The sequence below is a fragment of the Acidovorax sp. Root568 genome, assembly GCF_001427445.1.
GTDB classification, from domain to species: Bacteria; Pseudomonadota; Gammaproteobacteria; order Burkholderiales; family Burkholderiaceae_C; genus Acidovorax; species Acidovorax delafieldii.
Genome location: NZ_LMGP01000003.1, coordinates 38,858 through 55,372 on the forward strand (window position 1 = coordinate 38,858; position 16,515 = coordinate 55,372).

12 protein-coding genes and 1 other RNA gene are annotated in these 16,515 nt (G+C 66.5%); 3 read left to right on the plus strand and 10 right to left on the minus strand.

All coding sequences use genetic code 11. From position 1 onward, the window contains the following. Positions 1-29 precede the first annotated feature (29 nt). Positions 30-884, minus strand: a complete 855-nt coding sequence (locus ASD75_RS04395; protein WP_235511540.1) for a class I SAM-dependent methyltransferase — start codon at positions 882-884, stop codon at positions 30-32. Here ASD75_RS04395 and gloB point away from each other — a divergent pair. Together gloB and ASD75_RS04405 are read left to right on the plus strand one after the other, a co-directional pair. Then, positions 883-1,659: a hydroxyacylglutathione hydrolase gene (gene gloB, locus ASD75_RS04400; RefSeq protein ID WP_056743557.1), complete on the plus strand. Its 777-nt coding sequence runs from the start codon at positions 883-885 to the stop codon at positions 1,657-1,659. The two genes, ASD75_RS04395 and gloB, sit on opposite strands and share 2 nt — an antisense overlap. After that, on the plus strand, positions 1,656-3,185 hold the full coding sequence (locus ASD75_RS04405; protein ID WP_056743559.1) for a transglycosylase SLT domain-containing protein: 1,530 nt from the start codon (positions 1,656-1,658) through the stop codon (positions 3,183-3,185). The genes gloB and ASD75_RS04405 overlap by 4 nt, the downstream gene beginning before the upstream one ends. 75 nt (positions 3,186-3,260) lie before the next feature. Here the strand turns inward: ASD75_RS04405 and ASD75_RS23095 are convergent, their stop codons facing one another. The 6 genes from ASD75_RS23095 to dnaX form a co-directional block, all read right to left on the minus strand. After that, complete coding sequence (locus tag ASD75_RS23095; RefSeq protein ID WP_015013605.1) at positions 3,261-3,413, minus strand: DUF3096 domain-containing protein; 153 nt, start codon at positions 3,411-3,413, stop codon at positions 3,261-3,263. Between the two features lie 211 nt (positions 3,414-3,624). Then, entirely contained in the window at positions 3,625-4,680 is a 1,056-nt protein-coding gene (locus tag ASD75_RS04410) for an ABC transporter substrate-binding protein (RefSeq protein WP_056743561.1), read from the minus strand. Positions 4,681-4,834: 154 nt separating this feature from the next. Next, on the minus strand, positions 4,835-5,260 hold the full coding sequence (locus ASD75_RS04415) for an MAPEG family protein (protein ID WP_056743563.1): 426 nt from the start codon (positions 5,258-5,260) through the stop codon (positions 4,835-4,837). A 114-nt stretch (positions 5,261-5,374) separates the two neighbouring features. Continuing rightward, positions 5,375-5,965, minus strand: coding sequence for a recombination mediator RecR (gene recR / locus ASD75_RS04420; RefSeq protein ID WP_056743565.1), 591 nt, complete (start codon positions 5,963-5,965; stop codon positions 5,375-5,377). Between the two features lie 243 nt (positions 5,966-6,208). Further along, entirely contained in the window at positions 6,209-6,541 is a 333-nt protein-coding gene (locus ASD75_RS04425; RefSeq protein WP_056743567.1) for a YbaB/EbfC family nucleoid-associated protein, read from the minus strand. Between the two features lie 51 nt (positions 6,542-6,592). After that, positions 6,593-8,650, minus strand: a complete 2,058-nt coding sequence (gene dnaX / locus ASD75_RS04430) for a DNA polymerase III subunit gamma/tau (RefSeq protein ID WP_056743570.1) — start codon at positions 8,648-8,650, stop codon at positions 6,593-6,595. A gap of 102 nt (positions 8,651-8,752) precedes the next feature. Here dnaX and ffs point away from each other — a divergent pair. Beyond that, positions 8,753-8,849: signal recognition particle sRNA small type (gene ffs / locus ASD75_RS23100), an RNA gene on the plus strand. 77 nt (positions 8,850-8,926) lie between these two features. Here the strand turns inward: ffs and ASD75_RS04435 are convergent. The 3 genes from ASD75_RS04435 to ASD75_RS04445 all read right to left on the minus strand — a co-directional run bounded on the left by ASD75_RS04435 (position 8,927) and on the right by ASD75_RS04445 (position 16,473). Continuing rightward, positions 8,927-10,243: a TIGR03862 family flavoprotein gene (locus tag ASD75_RS04435; RefSeq protein ID WP_056743572.1), complete on the minus strand. Its 1,317-nt coding sequence runs from the start codon at positions 10,241-10,243 to the stop codon at positions 8,927-8,929. A 105-nt stretch (positions 10,244-10,348) separates the two neighbouring features. Then, positions 10,349-13,858, minus strand: a complete 3,510-nt coding sequence (locus tag ASD75_RS04440) for an exodeoxyribonuclease V subunit beta (RefSeq protein ID WP_056743574.1) — start codon at positions 13,856-13,858, stop codon at positions 10,349-10,351. Further along, entirely contained in the window at positions 13,855-16,473 is a 2,619-nt protein-coding gene (locus ASD75_RS04445) for a PD-(D/E)XK nuclease family protein (protein ID WP_056743576.1), read from the minus strand. Before ASD75_RS04445 ends, ASD75_RS04440 begins: the two co-directional genes overlap by 4 nt. Positions 16,474-16,515: the final 42 nt, after the last annotated feature.

Below are 16,515 nucleotides of genomic sequence, written 5' to 3' on the forward strand. Positions count from 1 at the left end.
AAGCCCACGGCAACCGCGGAAGGCTGTGCTCAAGGCTTGTGCCGGGCTGCAGTGGGCGCAGTGCGCGAAGGATTCACCCCACTTTGAGACACCCGGTTGGCGATGGGCACGGTGCCCGCAGCACGCTGGCGGTGGGTGCGCCAGGCGGGCTCCAGCAAACGCATGCCATGCACCCGTTTGACGGCCACCAGAAAATACGCGGCACCCAGAATGGGCCACCATTTCTCACCCAAAGGGTCCATCCAGCCAAAACGCTCCAGCCACTGCGCGCTGCGCACCGCTGGACGATAACAGCCAAATCGGGCAGATTCGACCTCGAAGTTCAAAAGCCGCAGCCAATCGCGCAGGCGGCGATAGCCGATGAACTCGCCCACGTCGGGCAGATACAGCGTGCCCCGCCCCAGGCGCTGGTACAGCCGCGCACGCCGCTGCCGCAGGCCCCACAGGCTGGTGGGGTTCAGGCCGCTGATGACCACACGCCCTTCGGGCACCAGCACCCGCTCCACCTCGCGCAGCGCGGCATGGGGGTCGATGCTCAACTCCAGCGTGTGGGGCAACACCAGCAGGTCCAGGCTCGCTGCGGGGAAGGGCAAGGCCACAGGCTCGGTGAGCAGGTCCACCGCGCGGCGCTGCAGCGGCCCATCGTCATCACCGGTCTCCACAAAGGCGATGGAGCTCTCCACGGCCTCCTGCCCCATCGCCAGCCACTGGTGGGGCATGCGGTTGGCGCGCAGGCCGTCCAGCAGCGGCATGCCGAGCTGGAGACTGTGATATCCAAAAATATCGGCCACCGCCTCGTCAAAGCGTGCCTGCTCCCATGCGAGCAGGTAGCGGCCAGGGGGGGAGTCGAACCAGTGGTGCAAACCTATAATTTGATCGCTCATGAACTTGCTACCGCTGCCCGCCTTTACCGACAACTACATCTGGATGCTGCACGACGGCCGCCAGGCCATCGTTGTGGACCCGGGAGAAGCCGCGCCGGTGGAGCAGGCCTTGCACCGCTGGGGCCTGTCATTGCAAGTCATTCTAGTCACGCACCACCATGCCGATCATGTCGGCGGAGTCGATGCCCTGCGCCAAGCCACCGGTGCACGGGTGTATGGCCCAGCGCGGGAGCGCATGCCCGAGCCGCTGGAGCGGCTGGCGCAAGGCGATACCGTCAACGCGCTGGGGTTTCAGTTCCAGGTCATGGACGTGCCAGGGCACACGGCGGGCCACATTGCCTACTACTGTCGCGAGATGGACGGAGCGCCCCTGCTTTTTTGTGGTGATACGCTGTTCTCAGGCGGTTGTGGCCGGCTGTTTGAAGGCACACCTGCGCAAATGCTCGACTCGCTGGACCGGCTGGCGGCACTGCCTGGCAACACCCGGGTGTGTTGCACCCACGAGTACACACTGTCTAACCTGAAGTTTGCGCGGGCCGTGGAACCTGGCAACGCCGCCCTGCTCCACTACAGCAGCCAATGCGAAGCCCTGCGGGAGCAGAACCAGCCCACACTGCCTTCGCACATGGCGCTTGAGCGAGACATCAACCCCTTTCTGCGCGTGCGGCAGGGCCCGGTGGCGCAAGCCGCCCAGGGCTACGACGCGCAGGTGCCCCTTGACGACGCCGTAGCGGTGCTGGCCGCGCTGCGTCAATGGAAAAACGAGTTCCGATGAAAATTTTGCACATTGCCTGCCTGGCCGGCCTTTTGTGGCTGACAGGCTGCGCCACTACGGGCTCGACGCCCGACCAGGCGTCCGCCAGCGGAAACACCACCAGCACCAAGGGCCCTGCGTCGCCCCACACCCCTGTCATCCCCAACGGCCCGCTCAAACCCATCACTGCCGCGCAAGCCACGAGTGGCGAGGTGGCATCGCTCTCAGCCCCCGCCGACTTGTGGGACCGCATCCGGCGTGGCTTTGCCATGCCCGACCTGCAGCATGAGCTGGTACAGGACCGCGAGCAGTGGTATGCCACGCGCCCCGACTACATGCAGCGCATGACGGAGCGTTCCAGCAAGTACCTGTTCCATATTGTTGAAGAGCTGGAACGCCGGGGGATGCCGACCGAACTGGCGCTGCTGCCCTACATTGAAAGCGCGTTCAACCCCCAAGCGGTATCGAGCGCCAAGGCCGCAGGCATGTGGCAGTTCATGCCCGCTACGGGCAATTATTTCGACCTCAAGCAGAACGCCTTCCGCGACGACCGTCGCGACGTGCTGGCGTCCACCCGGGCGGCACTCGACTACCTGCAAAAACTCTACGGCATGTTTGGCGACTGGCACCTTGCCCTGGCGGCCTATAACTGGGGTGAAGGCAGCGTAAGCCGGGCCATTGCCCGCAACCAGAAGCTGGGACTGGGCACCACTTACACCGACCTGAACATGCCTGCGGAGACCCGCATGTATGTGCCCAAGCTGCAGGCGGTCAAGAACATCGTGGCCAACCCCGATGCCTTCCGCACAGAGTTGCCCCTGATCGAGAACCACCCCTACTTCCAGACCGTGGACATCACGCACGACATCGATGTGTCGCTGGTGGCCACACTGGCGGGTATTCGCGAGGAAGACTTCCGTGCCCTCAACCCGTCGTACAAGCGACCCGTGATCCTCGCCGCCGGGACGCCGCAAATCCTGCTGCCCTGGGACAACGCCAAGGTCTTCCAGCGCAACCTGGAGGCCAAGCGTGAAGGCCAGTACGCGAGCTGGACCGTGTGGTCTGTGCCCACCACCATGACGGTGGCCGAGGCGGCACAACGTGCCGGCATGAGCGAGGCGGATCTGCGCAGCATGAACAACATCCCGCCGCGCATGCTCATCAAAGCAGGCTCGGCGCTGATGGTGCCCCGCTCCACGACCACCCGGCAAGACGTGTCGTCCCACTTGGCCGACAACGGCCAACTGAGCCTTACCCCCGAGATCGTCACCCGTCGCACCACGGTGCGGGCCGGCAAGGGCGACACGGTGGCCAGCATTGCGCGGCGCTACAAGTTGGCAGCCGCCAACGTGGCGGACTGGAACGATGTGCGGGCGAATGCCGCATTCAAGGTGGGCCAGCAGATTGTGGTGTACCTGCCGGTGCGCCAGAGTCAGGCGCGCAGCAGCGGCGGCAGCGCTCGCGCATCGGCCGCCCCCGCGGGCAAACGCCAGGCTCCAGCGCCTGCGCGGCGTGGCGGATCCCCCTCCAAGGTCAAGCGCCGCTGAGACGCAGGCGCCTCAGCAAAGCCACCTGGGCCCGGCGAAGCCCGGCATTGATTGGCCGGTCGCTGGGCCCCTGCATCAGAACCGGAGCGTGTGCATGCCCAGCAGCCCCAGGATTCCCATGATGATGAGATAAAGCGCCACGATGGTGCTGAGCAAACGCGGCATGACCAGGATGAGGATGCCTGCGATCAGGGAGACGAGCGGGCCGATGCTGAGGCTCAGCGACATGGTGGATAGTCCTTGAAAAATGGCACGGGAATGGCGCAGCACAACTGCTGCGTACGTAGCCTGCGCGATGCGTATCGCACGGTGTGATTGCGGTGCAGTGGCAGGTGGGCAGGCGGCTGACACTGTAGTCGATGCCAGGGCCCTCAGAGCCTGTTGACAGTCTCGCAGGAGAGGTAAGCAGGCCCTTGGGGTCTCCCGCCGCAGCGGCTTGTCAGACGCTGTACTTTTGGCGGGCTTTGCGCACCAGATCGTTGCTGGACGTACGCGCCAGTTCGACCTTGGCCTCGGCCAGTTCGGGCAGCGCGCGCGACAACACCCGCAGTGCAGTAGCCGGGCCTTCGTCCGGCATCAGGCCGTTGGTGGAGTAGGTCTCGCGCACCCGGCTGAACGCCGCCAGATAGAGCCCCCGGTCACCCATCAGGTAGGCGGGAGGCACCGCCTTCACCAGGTCTGCCGGTGCTGCCGTCTGCAGCCACTTGAGCGCATGCACAACGCCATTGACCAATGCCTGGGCCTGGGCAGGCTGCTTCTGGATGAAGGCCTGCGGGGCATAAAGGCAGCTGGCGGGCATGGTGCCACCGAACATGTCCTGCCCTGCCTTGAGAGAGCGCAGATCGCCCACGATGCGGGTATCTGCCTTTTGCTCCAGCAAGGTCATGATGGGATCGGCATGGCACAGTGCATGCACCTGGCCGGAACGCAGCGCGTTCATGGCATTGGTGCCCGAGCCCACCCCCACAAAACCCACATCGCGCAACGGCACGCCCGCACGCATCAGCATCAGGCTGGCTGCCAGGTGGGTGGATGAGCCCACCGACGACACCCCCACCTTGCGCCCCGCCAGGTCGCCCAGGTCCTTGTACGCAGGCACCGACCGCAGTGACACACCCAGCGCCAGCTGCGGGGCCCGCCCCTGCAGCACCAGCGCGCGGTACGCATGACCTCGCGCCTGCGCACGCAACACGTGCTCGAAGGCACCGGAACAGACATCTGCCGCACCGTCCTGTACCGCCTGCCAAGCAAGCGCCCCCGCCGAATAGTCCCGCACCACCACGTCCAGGCCTTCGAGGCGGAAGTACCCCAGCGCATCGGCCAGCGCCAGCGGCAGGTGGTACAGAACGCCCTGCCCTCCCACCGCCACGGTCACCCGCCCGAGAGCAGCGCCATCGGTCTGCGCACGCACCCGGATGGCAGGCGCCCACACCGCAGCCGCCGACAAGGCAGATACGGCGCCAAAGGCGCGGCGGGTGAGTGGAGGCAGAGACATGGAATCAGGCAAAAAGACAATGCTGCATTGCAACAATCGTGCCGCAGCACAGGCGAACCCGCATCAGGGTGAATCCCTGCGGGTTACTACGTACCGCGATAGACAGCCTTCAACCGCAGCACACCGCAAGACGGGTGGCGCGCACCCGGGGCGCTCAACGGTAACCGATGAACAGGATGGCAATATTGACCAGAAAACCGCCGGCCCAGACTGCGCTGCGGGCCATCGGCATGTCGGCCACGTACATCATCACGTAGAAGATGCGCAGGAAGACATACAACAACGCCAGCAGGTCCAGCAACGTCTGCCCCGCCCCCAGCAGGTGCGCAATGATGACCGCGCCGATGAAAAACGGCAGCGCTTCAAAGCTGTTGGCCTGCGCTGCGTTGGCACGTCCGCGCCAGTCGGTCTGCCGCGAGAGCCAGCCGCGCGGATCGTGGTTGTCAAAACCGCCTTCTTTGCGGGACTTGCCAAAGTTGCCACTTTTGGCCAACCAGGCACAAGCGATGGGCAGCAGTGCTGCGAACAGCACGCACCAATAGGCCACGGTGAACCGCGCGACGTGCAAGGTGGTATTCATTTTCGAGGCTTTTGAGGGCAACAGCGCAGCAAATACAAGCGCTGGTAGCTATTAAATTGAGAGTATTTTAGCCGCAGACATTGTCAGGACGACGGGCTGGCAGGCGCCTTGGCATCACCGGCGATCCACCAGCGCATGCGCGATCGTTCCCAGGTCCACGTACTCCAGCTCACTACCGACAGGCACGCCGCGCGCGAGCCGCGTGACATGCAACCCACGGCTCTTCAGCGCCTCGCTGATCACATGCGCAGTCGCCTCCCCCTCGGCATTGAAGTTGGTGGCCAGGATCACCTCCTGAACGGTGCCATCCGTGGCGCGCTCCATGAGCTTGTGCAGGCCGATCTCCTTGGGACCAACACCATCGAGCGGGCTGAGCCGCCCCATCAACACGAAGTACAACCCCTTGAAGGCCCCCGTGCGCTCCAGTGCAGACTGGTCAGCGGGCGTTTCGACCACGCACAGCCGCGTGGCATCGCGGTCAGGGTCCAGGCAGGTGCTGCACACCTCGGCCTCGGTGAACGTATGGCAACGCGCGCAGTGGTGCACCGTGCCCACCGCTTCCGAGAGCGCCCGCGACAGGGTCAGCGCCCCTTCGCGATCGTGCTGCAACAGATGAAACGCCATGCGCTGCGCAGACTTCACCCCCACCCCCGGCAACCGGCGCAGCGCCTGGATCAGAACGTCGAGGGAGTTGGTGGTGGACATGGAAAGGCTGGAGATAAGGCGCGTAAGGTCGTACGAAGCAGTGGAGCGAGGCTCAACAGGCCAAGCCCAAACGGATGTGGGAAAACAACGGGAATTCACCCCTGCCTTGACCCCCACCCTCAAGGGGGTAGCGAGCGGGATCAGCTGCTAGGCGGACGGAGCACAGCCACCGGAACGTACTTGAAGTACGTGAGGATGGCGAGCACCGCCCAACGACGCAGATGGCCCGCTCGGTAGCCAGTATCAGAAAGGGAATTTCATGCCGCCGGGGAGGCCTGGCATACCTTGCGTCAGCTTGCCCATCTTCTCCGAAGATGTCTCCTCCGCCTTGCGCACCGCCGCATTGAACGCAGCCGCCACCAGATCTTCCAGCATGTCCTTGTCCTCGGCCAGCAGGCTAGGGTCGATGGTGATGCGCTTGACGTCGTGCTTGCAGGTCATGGCCACCTTCACCAGACCCGCGCCCGATTCACCCTCCACCTCGATGAAAGCCAGTTCGTCCTGGGCCTTCTTGAGGTTGTCCTGCATCGCCTGGGCTTGCTTCATGAGGCCGGCGAGTTGTCCTTTGTTGAACATGGTGTGGTTTCCTTTTCAGTTTCTAGTGAAATGAGTAACAGAGGTTGTCCGTCATGCAGGTTTGATACTGCCCGGCACGATTCTCGCGCCGTAGTCACGCATCAGCGATTGCACGAAGGGGTCGTTGTGCACGATTTCTTCCGCGCGACGCTGGCGTTCGGCGGCGGCGGCGGCGTTGCGACGGGCGGGGCTGTCGATGACCACGCCCACTTCCACGCTGATCTGGGTCGCATGGCCCGCAGCTTCAAGGGCCGCACGCAGGCGCTCGCGCGCCGTGGGCTGGTTGAGCGATTCGCGCTCGACGCGCAACAGCCAGTGACCACCATCGCGCGCCACCAGCTGCGACTGCAGGGCCAGTTCGCGCACCAGCGCCGTGATGGCCTCTGTTGCCACCAGTTGCTGCACCGTGGCATGCCAGACGTCCCCCTCTTCGGTGGGGGTGTAGCGGGCAGATACCGGGGTCGGGGCAGACAGTGGAAGCGGCTGCAACCGTTCGCCGGGCTCCGGGGACTCACGCACTGGGATTGCTACATATTCAGGAGCATTCTGTGCTTTGAATGATTGCGCTACGCCGGGATTTTGATCAAACCTCTCGGTGGTGCGTACCGGCAACGCCGTGGCAGCGGGTGCAGCCGCAGTGGTCACAGTACCGGGCTCGTCAGAACCTGGCCATGGGGGTGGCTCAGAATCGTTGAACGACTCTGACGGATGGTCTCCGCCGCCAGAAGATGCGGTGCCTGCAGCCACTGCCGGAACGGGGGCCGGGACTGCAGGCGCGGGGGCCGCAGACGGGACTGGCGGGGCAGCACGCACCGGAGCTGCAGGCGCCGACGGTACAGACAGGGCCTGGGGGGGCTTCACCGCTGCCCCTCCCACAGGCCCTGGCGTGGCCACCACTGCAGCAGGGGCTGCTGCAGTTGATGCAACAGCGCCTGAGGGGGGCGTTTCAGCCCGCGTCAGAGTTTTTTTTTCAGCCGATTCGCCGGCGCCCCCTGCACCGCTGACGGGCTTGAAAGCCAGCAGACGCAGCAGCACCATGGTGAGTGCCGCGTACTCGTCGGGCGCCAGGCCCAACTCGCCGCGCCCGTGCAGGCACATGCTGTAGAGCAACTGCGTTTCATCGGCGGGCATCAGTGCAGACAGGCGGGCTGTTTCAGCAGCCTCGGGGTCGTCGGCATCCACGGCACCGGCCATCTGGGGCACGGCCTGGAACACGGCCATGCGCTGCAGCACGGCACTCATCTCTTCGAGCGTGGAGGCGGCAGACAGCCCGTTCATGCGCAGCGTGTCCGAGGTCTCCACCACGGTTTTCCCGTCACCCTGGGCGAGCGCTTCGATGAACCGGAACACATAGGAGCGGTCCACCGCACCCAGCATCTGGCGCACACCGGCTTCCTGCAGCTGGCCGCTGCCAAAGGCAATGGCCTGGTCGGTCAGCGACAGTGCATCGCGCATGGAGCCCCGCGCAGCGCGTGAGAGCAGGCGCAGCGCCTGGGGCTCGGCAGGCACGTTCTCGGTCGCCAGCACCTGCGTGAGGTGCGAGAGGACGGTTTCAGGCGCCATGGGGCGCAGGTTGAACTGCAGGCAGCGGCTCAGCACCGTGACCGGCACCTTCTGCGGGTCGGTCGTGGCCAGCACAAACTTGAGGTACTCAGGCGGCTCTTCCAGCGTCTTGAGCATGGCGTTGAACGCCGTGTTGGTCAGCATGTGCACTTCGTCGATCATGAAGACCTTGAAGCGCCCCTGCACCGGCTTGTAGACCGCCTGCTCCAGCAGGCTTTGCACTTCGTCCACGCCCCGGTTGGAGGCCGCGTCCAGCTCGGTGTAGTCCACAAAGCGGCCGCTGTCGATGTCGGTGCAGGCCTGGCACACGCCGCAGGGCGTAGCGGTGATGCCGCCAGTGCCGTCCGCACCCTGGCAGTTGAGCGACTTGGCCAGAATGCGCGACACCGTGGTCTTGCCCACGCCGCGCGTACCGGTAAACAGGTAGGCGTGGTGCAGGCGCTGCTGGGTCAGCGCATTCGACAAGGCCTGGACCACATGTTCCTGCCCCACCATCTCGGTGAAATTGCGGGGACGGTACTTGCGGGCGAGCACGAGGTAGGACATGCGGTCGATTCTACGGGCTGGGCCATGCGCCCCTGGCGCCACCAGGGCAAACAAAACAGCCACTGAAAAATCAGGGCCTCCATCCGACGTACAATCAGCGGTGACGGGCCTCCTCGCATGGTGAAGCGGCCAACCGGGTCAGGTGGGGAACCAAGCAGCCCTAACTGTGGAGTCAGTGCCGGGGGTAAGGCTCGTCAACTTCTTCTTTTTTTGCGCGGTCGCGCGAAAATTCCCATCTCCAGCATTTCCGTAGCGCGCCGGGCGCCTCACGCCCACTCAAGCCGCGGCGGACTGCCCCAGCCAGCGCAGCGCCCCCTCTCCCGCCACACGGCCGCTGGCCATGCTGGCGGTCAGCAGATAGCCCCCGGTGGGCGCCTCCCAGTCCAGCATTTCTCCCGCGCAGAACACACCTGGTAACGCCGTCGCCATGAGGTGCGCGTCCATCGCTTCAAAAGCCACACCGCCCGCCGTGCTGATGGCCTCGTCCAGCGGGCGCGTGGCCACCACGGTGATGGGCAAGGCTTTGATGGCATGGGCCAGTGCCACGGGGTCGTTCATGCCTTCCTTGCCGAGGTGTTCATAAAGGATGCCCGCCTTGATGCCATCCAGGCCCAGGCGGCTCTTGAGGTGGCTGGAGAGCGACCGGGAACCGCGCGGGTGGCGCACTTCCACCAGCACGCGCTCAGGCGCATGGTCGGGCAGCAGATCGAGGTGGAACGTGGCGTGGCCATGGGCCTCCACCTCGTCGCGCAGGAGGTGCGAGGCGGCATAGACTAGGCTGCCCTCCACCCCTGTGGCCGTGACCACAAACTCGCCCCGACGACTGAAGCTGTGGCCCCGGCTGTCGGTAAAGCTGAGCGCCACGGTCTTGAAGGGCTGGCCCACAAACTTCTCGGCAAAATGCGGCGTCCAGCCCACGGTGGGCGCAGGCGTGCGGCCCAGCAGCTCCTGCAGAAAGGCGCGGCGCGTCTCGCCCGCAGGTGCGTCTGCACGCAGCACATCAAAGCCGCAGTTGGACGGGCGCAGCGGAGCCACAACCACGCCGCGCTGCGCCAGCAGCGGCACCCAGGCACCATCAGACCCCAGGCGTGCCCAGCTGCCGCCGCCCAGCGCCAGCACCACCGCCTTGGCGGCCACCCGCACCTCGCCTGCCGGTGCGGCAAAGCGCAGAGCCCCCTCCTCGGCCCAGCCCAGCCAGCGGTGGCGCATGTGGAACAGAACCCCTTGCCCGCGCAGGCGCTGCAGCCAGGCGCGCAGCAGCGGCGCGGCCTTCATGTCGGTGGGGAACACGCGGCCCGAAGTGCCCACAAAGGTCTCCACCCCCAGCCCTTGCGCCCAAGCGCGCATCTCGGGGCCGCCAAAAGCCTGAATCAGAGGCTCAATCTGTGGTTCGCGCCCGGCATAGCGACTCACAAAAGGCGTGTGGGGCTCGGAATGCGTGAGGTTGAGCCCGCCCTTGCCCGCGAGCAGAAATTTGCGGCCCACCGAAGGCATGGCGTCAAACACGTGCACGGCCACCCCCGCCTGGGCCAACACCTCTGCGGCCATGAGACCCGCCGGGCCACCGCCGACGACGGCCACGTCGCACTGCAAAGCCTCCGCAGACTGGGCAAGTGCAGGGGATGTATCGGAAGGAGGAAGGGGGTGGGACACGTGAGGGCCTTGCTGAATAAAGAAGCGCGTCGCAGGGGCGGCACGTCAGAACAGGGAGCCTTGCGGAGAATCCGCAGGGCCTGGCGCGGTGGGCGCGCGCTCTGGTTGTGCTGGGGCAACCGGCGCAATGGGGGCAACGGGCGGGCGAGTATGCCCCACCGCGGGGGCCTGGGCCGCCGATGCCCCTGCTGAGCCCTGCGCATCGCCCACCATTACCAACCGCCCATCGCCCGTGAGAAAGGCGGCATGCACCACCTCGCCCGGCATCAGGGCCTGTACGGCTTCGCGGTAACGCTGCAACTGGGCCACCAGTGCCTGCTGGCGCTGGGGTTGGGTGGCGCTTTTGTAATCCAGCACCCACCAGCCGGCCTCTGCATCGCCGGCGTGTGCCGCGCGGCGCTGCACCAAGCGGTCGATGCGCAGGCTCTGCCCCTGATAGTGCAGCGGGGCTTCGTTGATGGCGGTCTGCACCAGGGCAGCGTCCCACGCCCAGGCCCCCTCGCCCGCCAGAATGGCCTGCGCCATGCGGGCAGCCAACTCGGCGGCAGCGGGGGCAATGTCGTGGTCCAGAGCCAGGCGGGCAATGCGCGCGGCAGCCCAACCCTGGGCGCGCAAGTCGGCCAGTGGGGCACCAGCCACGCCGGCTTGCTCCAGCAACTGGTGCATGGCATCGCCCTGGCGCGACAAGGGGGTGGACTCTCCGTCGCCCGGCATGGCCACAGGGCTGTCGCCCGGCAATCCCGCATCGGTTTGCACGCGCGCGCTTCGCAGCGCCTCGGGCAGCGCGGGCAGGCAGGGGATGGTGAAGGTCTGCGCGGGCGCTACGGCCGCCACGGCATGTTCTGCGGGGGCCAACGCCTGCGTGTCCACTTCAGTGACCAAGGGAGCGAGCCGATTCCACCAACTGCCGGGGGCCGAGTTACCGGGCTGTACTGATGACAGGGCCAGGCAATGCTTGGCACGCGTCATGGCCACGTAGAGCATGTTCAGTTCCTCGCGGCTGCGGGCCTGCTGCTCGGCGGCGAGCGCATCCACTGCGCTGGGTGGCGGGCTCGATTCGCTGGCCAAAAAGACGAAGGCAGACGGCACGGCCTGCTCGCCAGGCCAGTCCACCAGCACGCCCATGGTCTCGGCCTTTTGTGGACGGGTGTCGGTATCGAGCAGCAGCACGCAATCGGCCTCCAGCCCCTTGGCACCGTGCACCGTCAGCAAGCGGATGGCCTGCGCATCCGCCCGGCCTGGGGCGCGCACACCGCCCTTTTTCATGGCCCGCACAAAGGCATAGGGCGTGAGGTAGCGCCCCCCGTCGTGCTGCAGCGATGCCGCCAGCAGTGCGCGCAGATTGGCCTGCACGGACTGGCGCTGGGATACAGGAGCTGCGGCAGCAAAGCGGGCCAGCACGTCACCTTGTTCGTAAATGGTGTGCAGCGCGTCGTGGGGCGGCAAAGTACCCACCCACGTCTGATATTGGGCTAAAACGGCTCCAAGCGGTTGATATTCATGCGCCAGAAGCTCACTTTTCAATAGCAAATCAAACCAGCTACAGCCCGCGTGTTCCGGCTGGCGGCGCAACAACGCCAGCGCGACCAGCGCGTCGTCGCCCAGGCCAAACAGGGGTGACTTGAGCGCGCGGGCCAAAGACAGGTCGTGTGTGGGCGATACCAGCACGTCGAGCAGCGCCACCATGTCCTGCACCTCGGGCGCGTCAAACAGGTCGGCTTTTTCGGGCTGCACACAGGGCAGGTGCAGGGCGCGCAGGGCGTCTTGCATGCTGGCCAGGCGGTCGCGCTTGCGGGCCAGCACCAGCACTTCTTTGGGCGGCGTGCCGCTGGCGATCTGCGCGGCCACCCAGGCGGCGGCCTGGGTGCATTCGCGCATGCGCTGGGTTTCTTCGGCCTCGTGCCGGGGTTCGGTCAGGCTATCGCGCCAGGCCAGGGCGTCGCGGCCTGCGCCTTGGCTGTCGCCGTCCGCATCGGTGATGGCGGGCAGGCGCAGCAACTGGCCGGGATGCTTGGATTCTGTGGTGTGGTCGCGGAATCCGCTGGTCTCGTGCTGCGCCTGGGCCTCACCCATCACGGCGTTGACGGCACCGATCACGCCCTGCGCGTTGCGGCGTGTGTGGTCGCAGCTCAGCAAATCGCCGCCCAGCCCATCACGCACAAAGGCCTGCGCGGCGATGAACACCTGCGGCTCGGCGCGGCGAAAGCGGTAGATGCTCTGCTTGGGGTCGCCCACGATGAACACGCTGGGCGCGGTAGACCCGCCGCCCGAGCCCGCATAGCCCGACAGCCAGGCGTGCAGCGCCTGCCACTGCAGCGGGTTGGTGTCCTGAAACTCATCGACGAGCAGGTGGCGAATGCGGGCATCGAGCCGCTCCTGCACCCAGCCCGACAGCACCGGGTCCGCCAGCATGACCAGGGCCGTGCGCTCCACATCGTTCATGTCCACCCAGCCGTGCTGCTGCTTGACGGCCACAAACTGCGCGATGAGGCAACGCGCCAGCCGGGCCATGCGCTGCTGGTGCTGCCAGGCCTCGTGCTGGCGGCGGGCGGTGAGCAGGCGCTGCAGTTCGGGCTCGGCCTCTTGCGCGGCGGGGAACTTCTCGAGGTTCTTCGACAGGCGGTCTTCCTTGGCCACGAACATCGCACGGCGCAATTGGTCCAGGCGCTGGTTCAGGTCGGTGCAGGCCAGGGCGTCGATGATGGCGTCCGCCGCCTTTTGCGGGGTCTTGTTGGACTCGGCGCCCAAGGCGCTGGCACGGTTGCGCCAGCGCTGCTGGGCGGCTTCGGTCTGCAGGGCCTCGGTAGGCTCGGATAAAGCGGCCAGTTCGGGGTAGGCCTGCTGGAACGGCGGCACCGAGGCATCCACCACGCCCGCCTCGTCGGCCAGATCGAACTCCACCCGCTTGGCCAGCGCCGCTGCCAGGGCCTTGTGCGTTTGCGAGCGGCCATGGCGGGCCACCACGGCTTCGTAGTCGGCACGCAGGCTGGCGCTGTCGGCCACGGTCTGCAGAAACGGGGGCCAGACCTCGCGCACGGCCTCGGCATCGTCTTCGAGCAGCTCAAAGTGCGCGGGCAGGCCTTGTTGTTGCAGCAGCGCCAGCGGCGCCGTGCCCAGCAGCGCGGCAAACCAGCTGTGGAAGGTGCGGATCTGCACCGGGCGGCCTGCAGTGAGCAGCTGGCGGTATAAATTTTGCAGCGCCTCGCGCTTGTCCAGTGCACCTTGGGGGCTGATTCCCCTTGCAACCAGCTCGGCCGTGAGTTCCTCCAGCGGCTTGTGGCTGAACTGCTCCATCCACTCCTGCAAACGCTGGCGCATTTCACCGGCCGCCTTCTTGGTGAAGGTGATGGCCAGGATCTCGTGCGGCGCGCAGCCGTCGAGCAGCGCCCGCAGCATGCGCGAGACCAGCATCCAGGTCTTGCCCGCACCGGCGCAGGCCTCCACCGCCACGCTGCGGGCAGGGTCGCAGGCGATGGCGTAGAAGGCCTCGCGCGATACGGGGCGGCCGTTGTGTTCGTAAGCGGCCTGGGCGGGTGGTGAATGGCTCTCGGTCATGGCGTCTCTTGCGCGGGCAACGCCTGTTCAGCGTCCGCCCAGTAGTCTTTGCGGCACAGGCCGCGCACGGCGCAGAACTCGCACACCGATCCCTCGCCCAGCGCGGGCAGCGGCGCGCCGGCGGCGATGCGGGCCATGTCGTGCTGGATGCCTTCGATGAGCACATCGCGCAGGTGCACCACTTCGTCCTGTTCGTGTAGCTGCGTCTCGCCGCGCTCGCCTACGTTGACATAAGCCGCACGCAGGGTGTCGTGGCTCAACAAGGCCGCGTAAAAAGCAAGTTGGGTGTCCTCCGCTCCAGCCTTGATGCGCTGGCGGGTCACGCTGTCGCTTTCGGTCTTGTAGTCAATCACCAGTACCGCAGGCTCGCCAGTGGACGAGACCCCATCGATGCGGTCGATGGTGCCGATGAGTTCCAGATCGCCCAGCGGCTGGCGGGCCTTGACCTCGGCCTGGCGGAAGGTGGCGCCCTGTTGCTCATGCCCTGCCAGCCATTGCAGGTAGCCGTCGCGCAGTTGCGTCCAGCCTGCGGCAAAGGGCAGAAAGTCGCCGTCCTGCAAACGCTGCTCGCGGGTGACGGCCTCGGCGGCGGCGTCCATGCGCACACGTCGCTCATCCAGACCATCGGTCGGCTCCGCCAGCAAGGCTTCATGAAAGTGCTGCAGTACCGCGTGCAGCCAGGTGCCAAAGTCCCGCTTGTCCACTTCGGCATCCAGCTCGTCGGCCTCGCGCAGGCCCAGTTGGCGCTGGGCAAAGAAGCGGTAAGGACAGTGGCGCAAATCGGAATACGCCGTGGATGACAGGTGGGTCACCGGCAGCGCCTGGCCCACAGGCAAGGGGCGTAGCGTGGGAGTGGCGACCACCTCGCGCGCACCGCGCTCATCGGTTCCCGGCAGGGCGGCACCATCCAGTTGCAGGGCCAGCACCAGCGCGCTGGCCAGCAGGGGCTCACCGCCTTCGTCACCGGTGCGCCACAGCACATCCACCACCGGCGTGCGCAGGGCATGGGCCCAGGCGGCACGCTGGGCAGCCTCCAGCGACTGGCGCGTAGGCAGGCCCCAGGCCTCGCGCTGGGCCTGTGTCCAGTCGCCAGTGGGTTCGGGAGCAGGTTGCAGGCGCTTTTCGTCGCAACCCGGCAACACGGCGGCGGCGAAGGGGCGGCCCAGCAGTTGCGGCATGGGCACCACCACCACGGGGGCACCAGCCGCCTGCGCGGCCACATAGCGCCCGGCCTCCAGCACGTCTTTGGCCCAACGGGTGAATTCGGCCAGTGTCATGCGGCGGCCCGCACTGTCGCCCCAGCCGTCCAGCTCTGACTGCTGACCGTCTTGCAGGCGCAAGGCGGCCAGCACCCGCATGCCAGCAGGGTCGGCCTGCAGACCCTGCCATTGGCCGGCCTGCTCCAGCACCGTGCGCAAAGCGGGTAGCCACTGCGCCAGCGGCCGTGCAGCGCGCAGGGTGTTGCGCCATGCTTCTACGGTGGCCACGGTGCGGGCCAGGTGGGGCTGCGCACCCACGTCGCCCTTCAAACCCCACTGGGCGGCGGCGCTCCAGTGCTGCACCACACCTTTGCGCAGCCATTGCTCCAGGCGATTGACCTCGCCAGTCATCAGCGCTGGGGTGTGTTTGACCCAGTCCAGCACCTCGTTGGAAGAGGCATTCCACGCAGCGGCCTGCAGCACGGCCATGACCCGTGAAGCGGCGCGCGTGGTGGACAGAATCCAGCCGCTTTCGTCGCGCACCAATACGCCACTGCTGTCCAGGTGGGCCAGGACACGGCGGATCAGTGCGCGGTCAGTGGCCGCGAGGGCCACGGGCACCCGCCCCTGCTCGACATGACGCAGCACACAGGCCGCAGCACGGTGGGCCTCGTCTTCGGCGTCCGTTGCGGCGTGCAGGGCCCACTGCGGTGGTGAACCCGCATCACCGACCAACGCGGGGAGCGCAATGCACAAACCTTGTTCGCCCCAATGCGCCTGCAGGGCCCGGGTCAGCGTGTCAGACTGAAATCCCTCCAACACCACCAGCGCATCCACCGCCCCGCGAACGCCGGGCTCAAACAGCACATCGGTCGCGTAGCGCGATGCCAGTGCCCATTCCAGCGCCAAGCGAGCCACCAGGGCCTCGTAATGCAGGGCGGTACCTTCTTCCGGCGTGGCCAGCAGCTTCCGTGCCTCGTCACCCCAGGCAGCGCGTAGGGCTGGGGGCACGGCAGCAATCACCGGGGCCAATTGGGCTGCAGCCTCCTGCAGTGGCGTGGCCAGCACCTCGCGCTGCCCGCCCTGCCCCACGCGGTCGAGCAAGGTGCGGGCCGTGAGCGTGTCGCGCGCAACGTCGCCCGCCAGGTCGTCGCCCGTGGGCTCGAAAGCTTGCAGCTGGCGAGCCCAGTTGCGGGTGGTTTCAAAACGTGGTGCAAAGCTCTGCGGGAACTGCTGAACCCAATGGCGCTGCGCCCAGGGCATGAGCTGGGCGTAGGGCACCAGCACCACCGTGCGCGCCAAATGGGCACCATGGGCTTGGGCATGCGCGGCCACCCGGGCCAGTGCGCGTTGCCAGAGGGCGGTGCTTGCGGCTGCAAATCCACTGGTTTGATCGCTTTTCGCTATGACTGTCATAGCGTCGCAAGACCCGGCCACACCGGTGAACGTGGGATTGGT

What these genes read in the sequence shown, in the direction of transcription:
- recR (WP_056743565.1), bottom strand. Translation starts at nt 5,965, where the DNA reads ATGTCCACCACCAACTCCCTCGACGTTCTGATCCAGGCGCTGCGCCGG.
- ASD75_RS04440 (WP_056743574.1), bottom strand. Translation starts at nt 13,858, where the DNA reads ATGACCGAGAGCCATTCACCACCCGCCCAGGCCGCTTACGAACACAAC.
- gloB (WP_056743557.1), top strand. Translation starts at nt 883, where the DNA reads ATGAACTTGCTACCGCTGCCCGCCTTTACCGACAACTACATCTGGATG.
- ASD75_RS04405 (WP_056743559.1), top strand. Translation starts at nt 1,656, where the DNA reads ATGAAAATTTTGCACATTGCCTGCCTGGCCGGCCTTTTGTGGCTGACA.
- ASD75_RS04395 (WP_235511540.1), bottom strand. Translation starts at nt 884, where the DNA reads ATGAGCGATCAAATTATAGGTTTGCACCACTGGTTCGACTCCCCCCCT.
- ASD75_RS04415 (WP_056743563.1), bottom strand. Translation starts at nt 5,260, where the DNA reads ATGAATACCACCTTGCACGTCGCGCGGTTCACCGTGGCCTATTGGTGC.
- ASD75_RS04445 (WP_056743576.1), bottom strand. Translation starts at nt 16,473, where the DNA reads ATGACAGTCATAGCGAAAAGCGATCAAACCAGTGGATTTGCAGCCGCA.
- ASD75_RS04425 (WP_056743567.1), bottom strand. Translation starts at nt 6,541, where the DNA reads ATGTTCAACAAAGGACAACTCGCCGGCCTCATGAAGCAAGCCCAGGCG.
- ASD75_RS23095 (WP_015013605.1), bottom strand. Translation starts at nt 3,413, where the DNA reads ATGTCGCTGAGCCTCAGCATCGGCCCGCTCGTCTCCCTGATCGCAGGC.
- dnaX (WP_056743570.1), bottom strand. Translation starts at nt 8,650, where the DNA reads ATGTCCTACCTCGTGCTCGCCCGCAAGTACCGTCCCCGCAATTTCACC.
- ASD75_RS04410 (WP_056743561.1), bottom strand. Translation starts at nt 4,680, where the DNA reads ATGTCTCTGCCTCCACTCACCCGCCGCGCCTTTGGCGCCGTATCTGCC.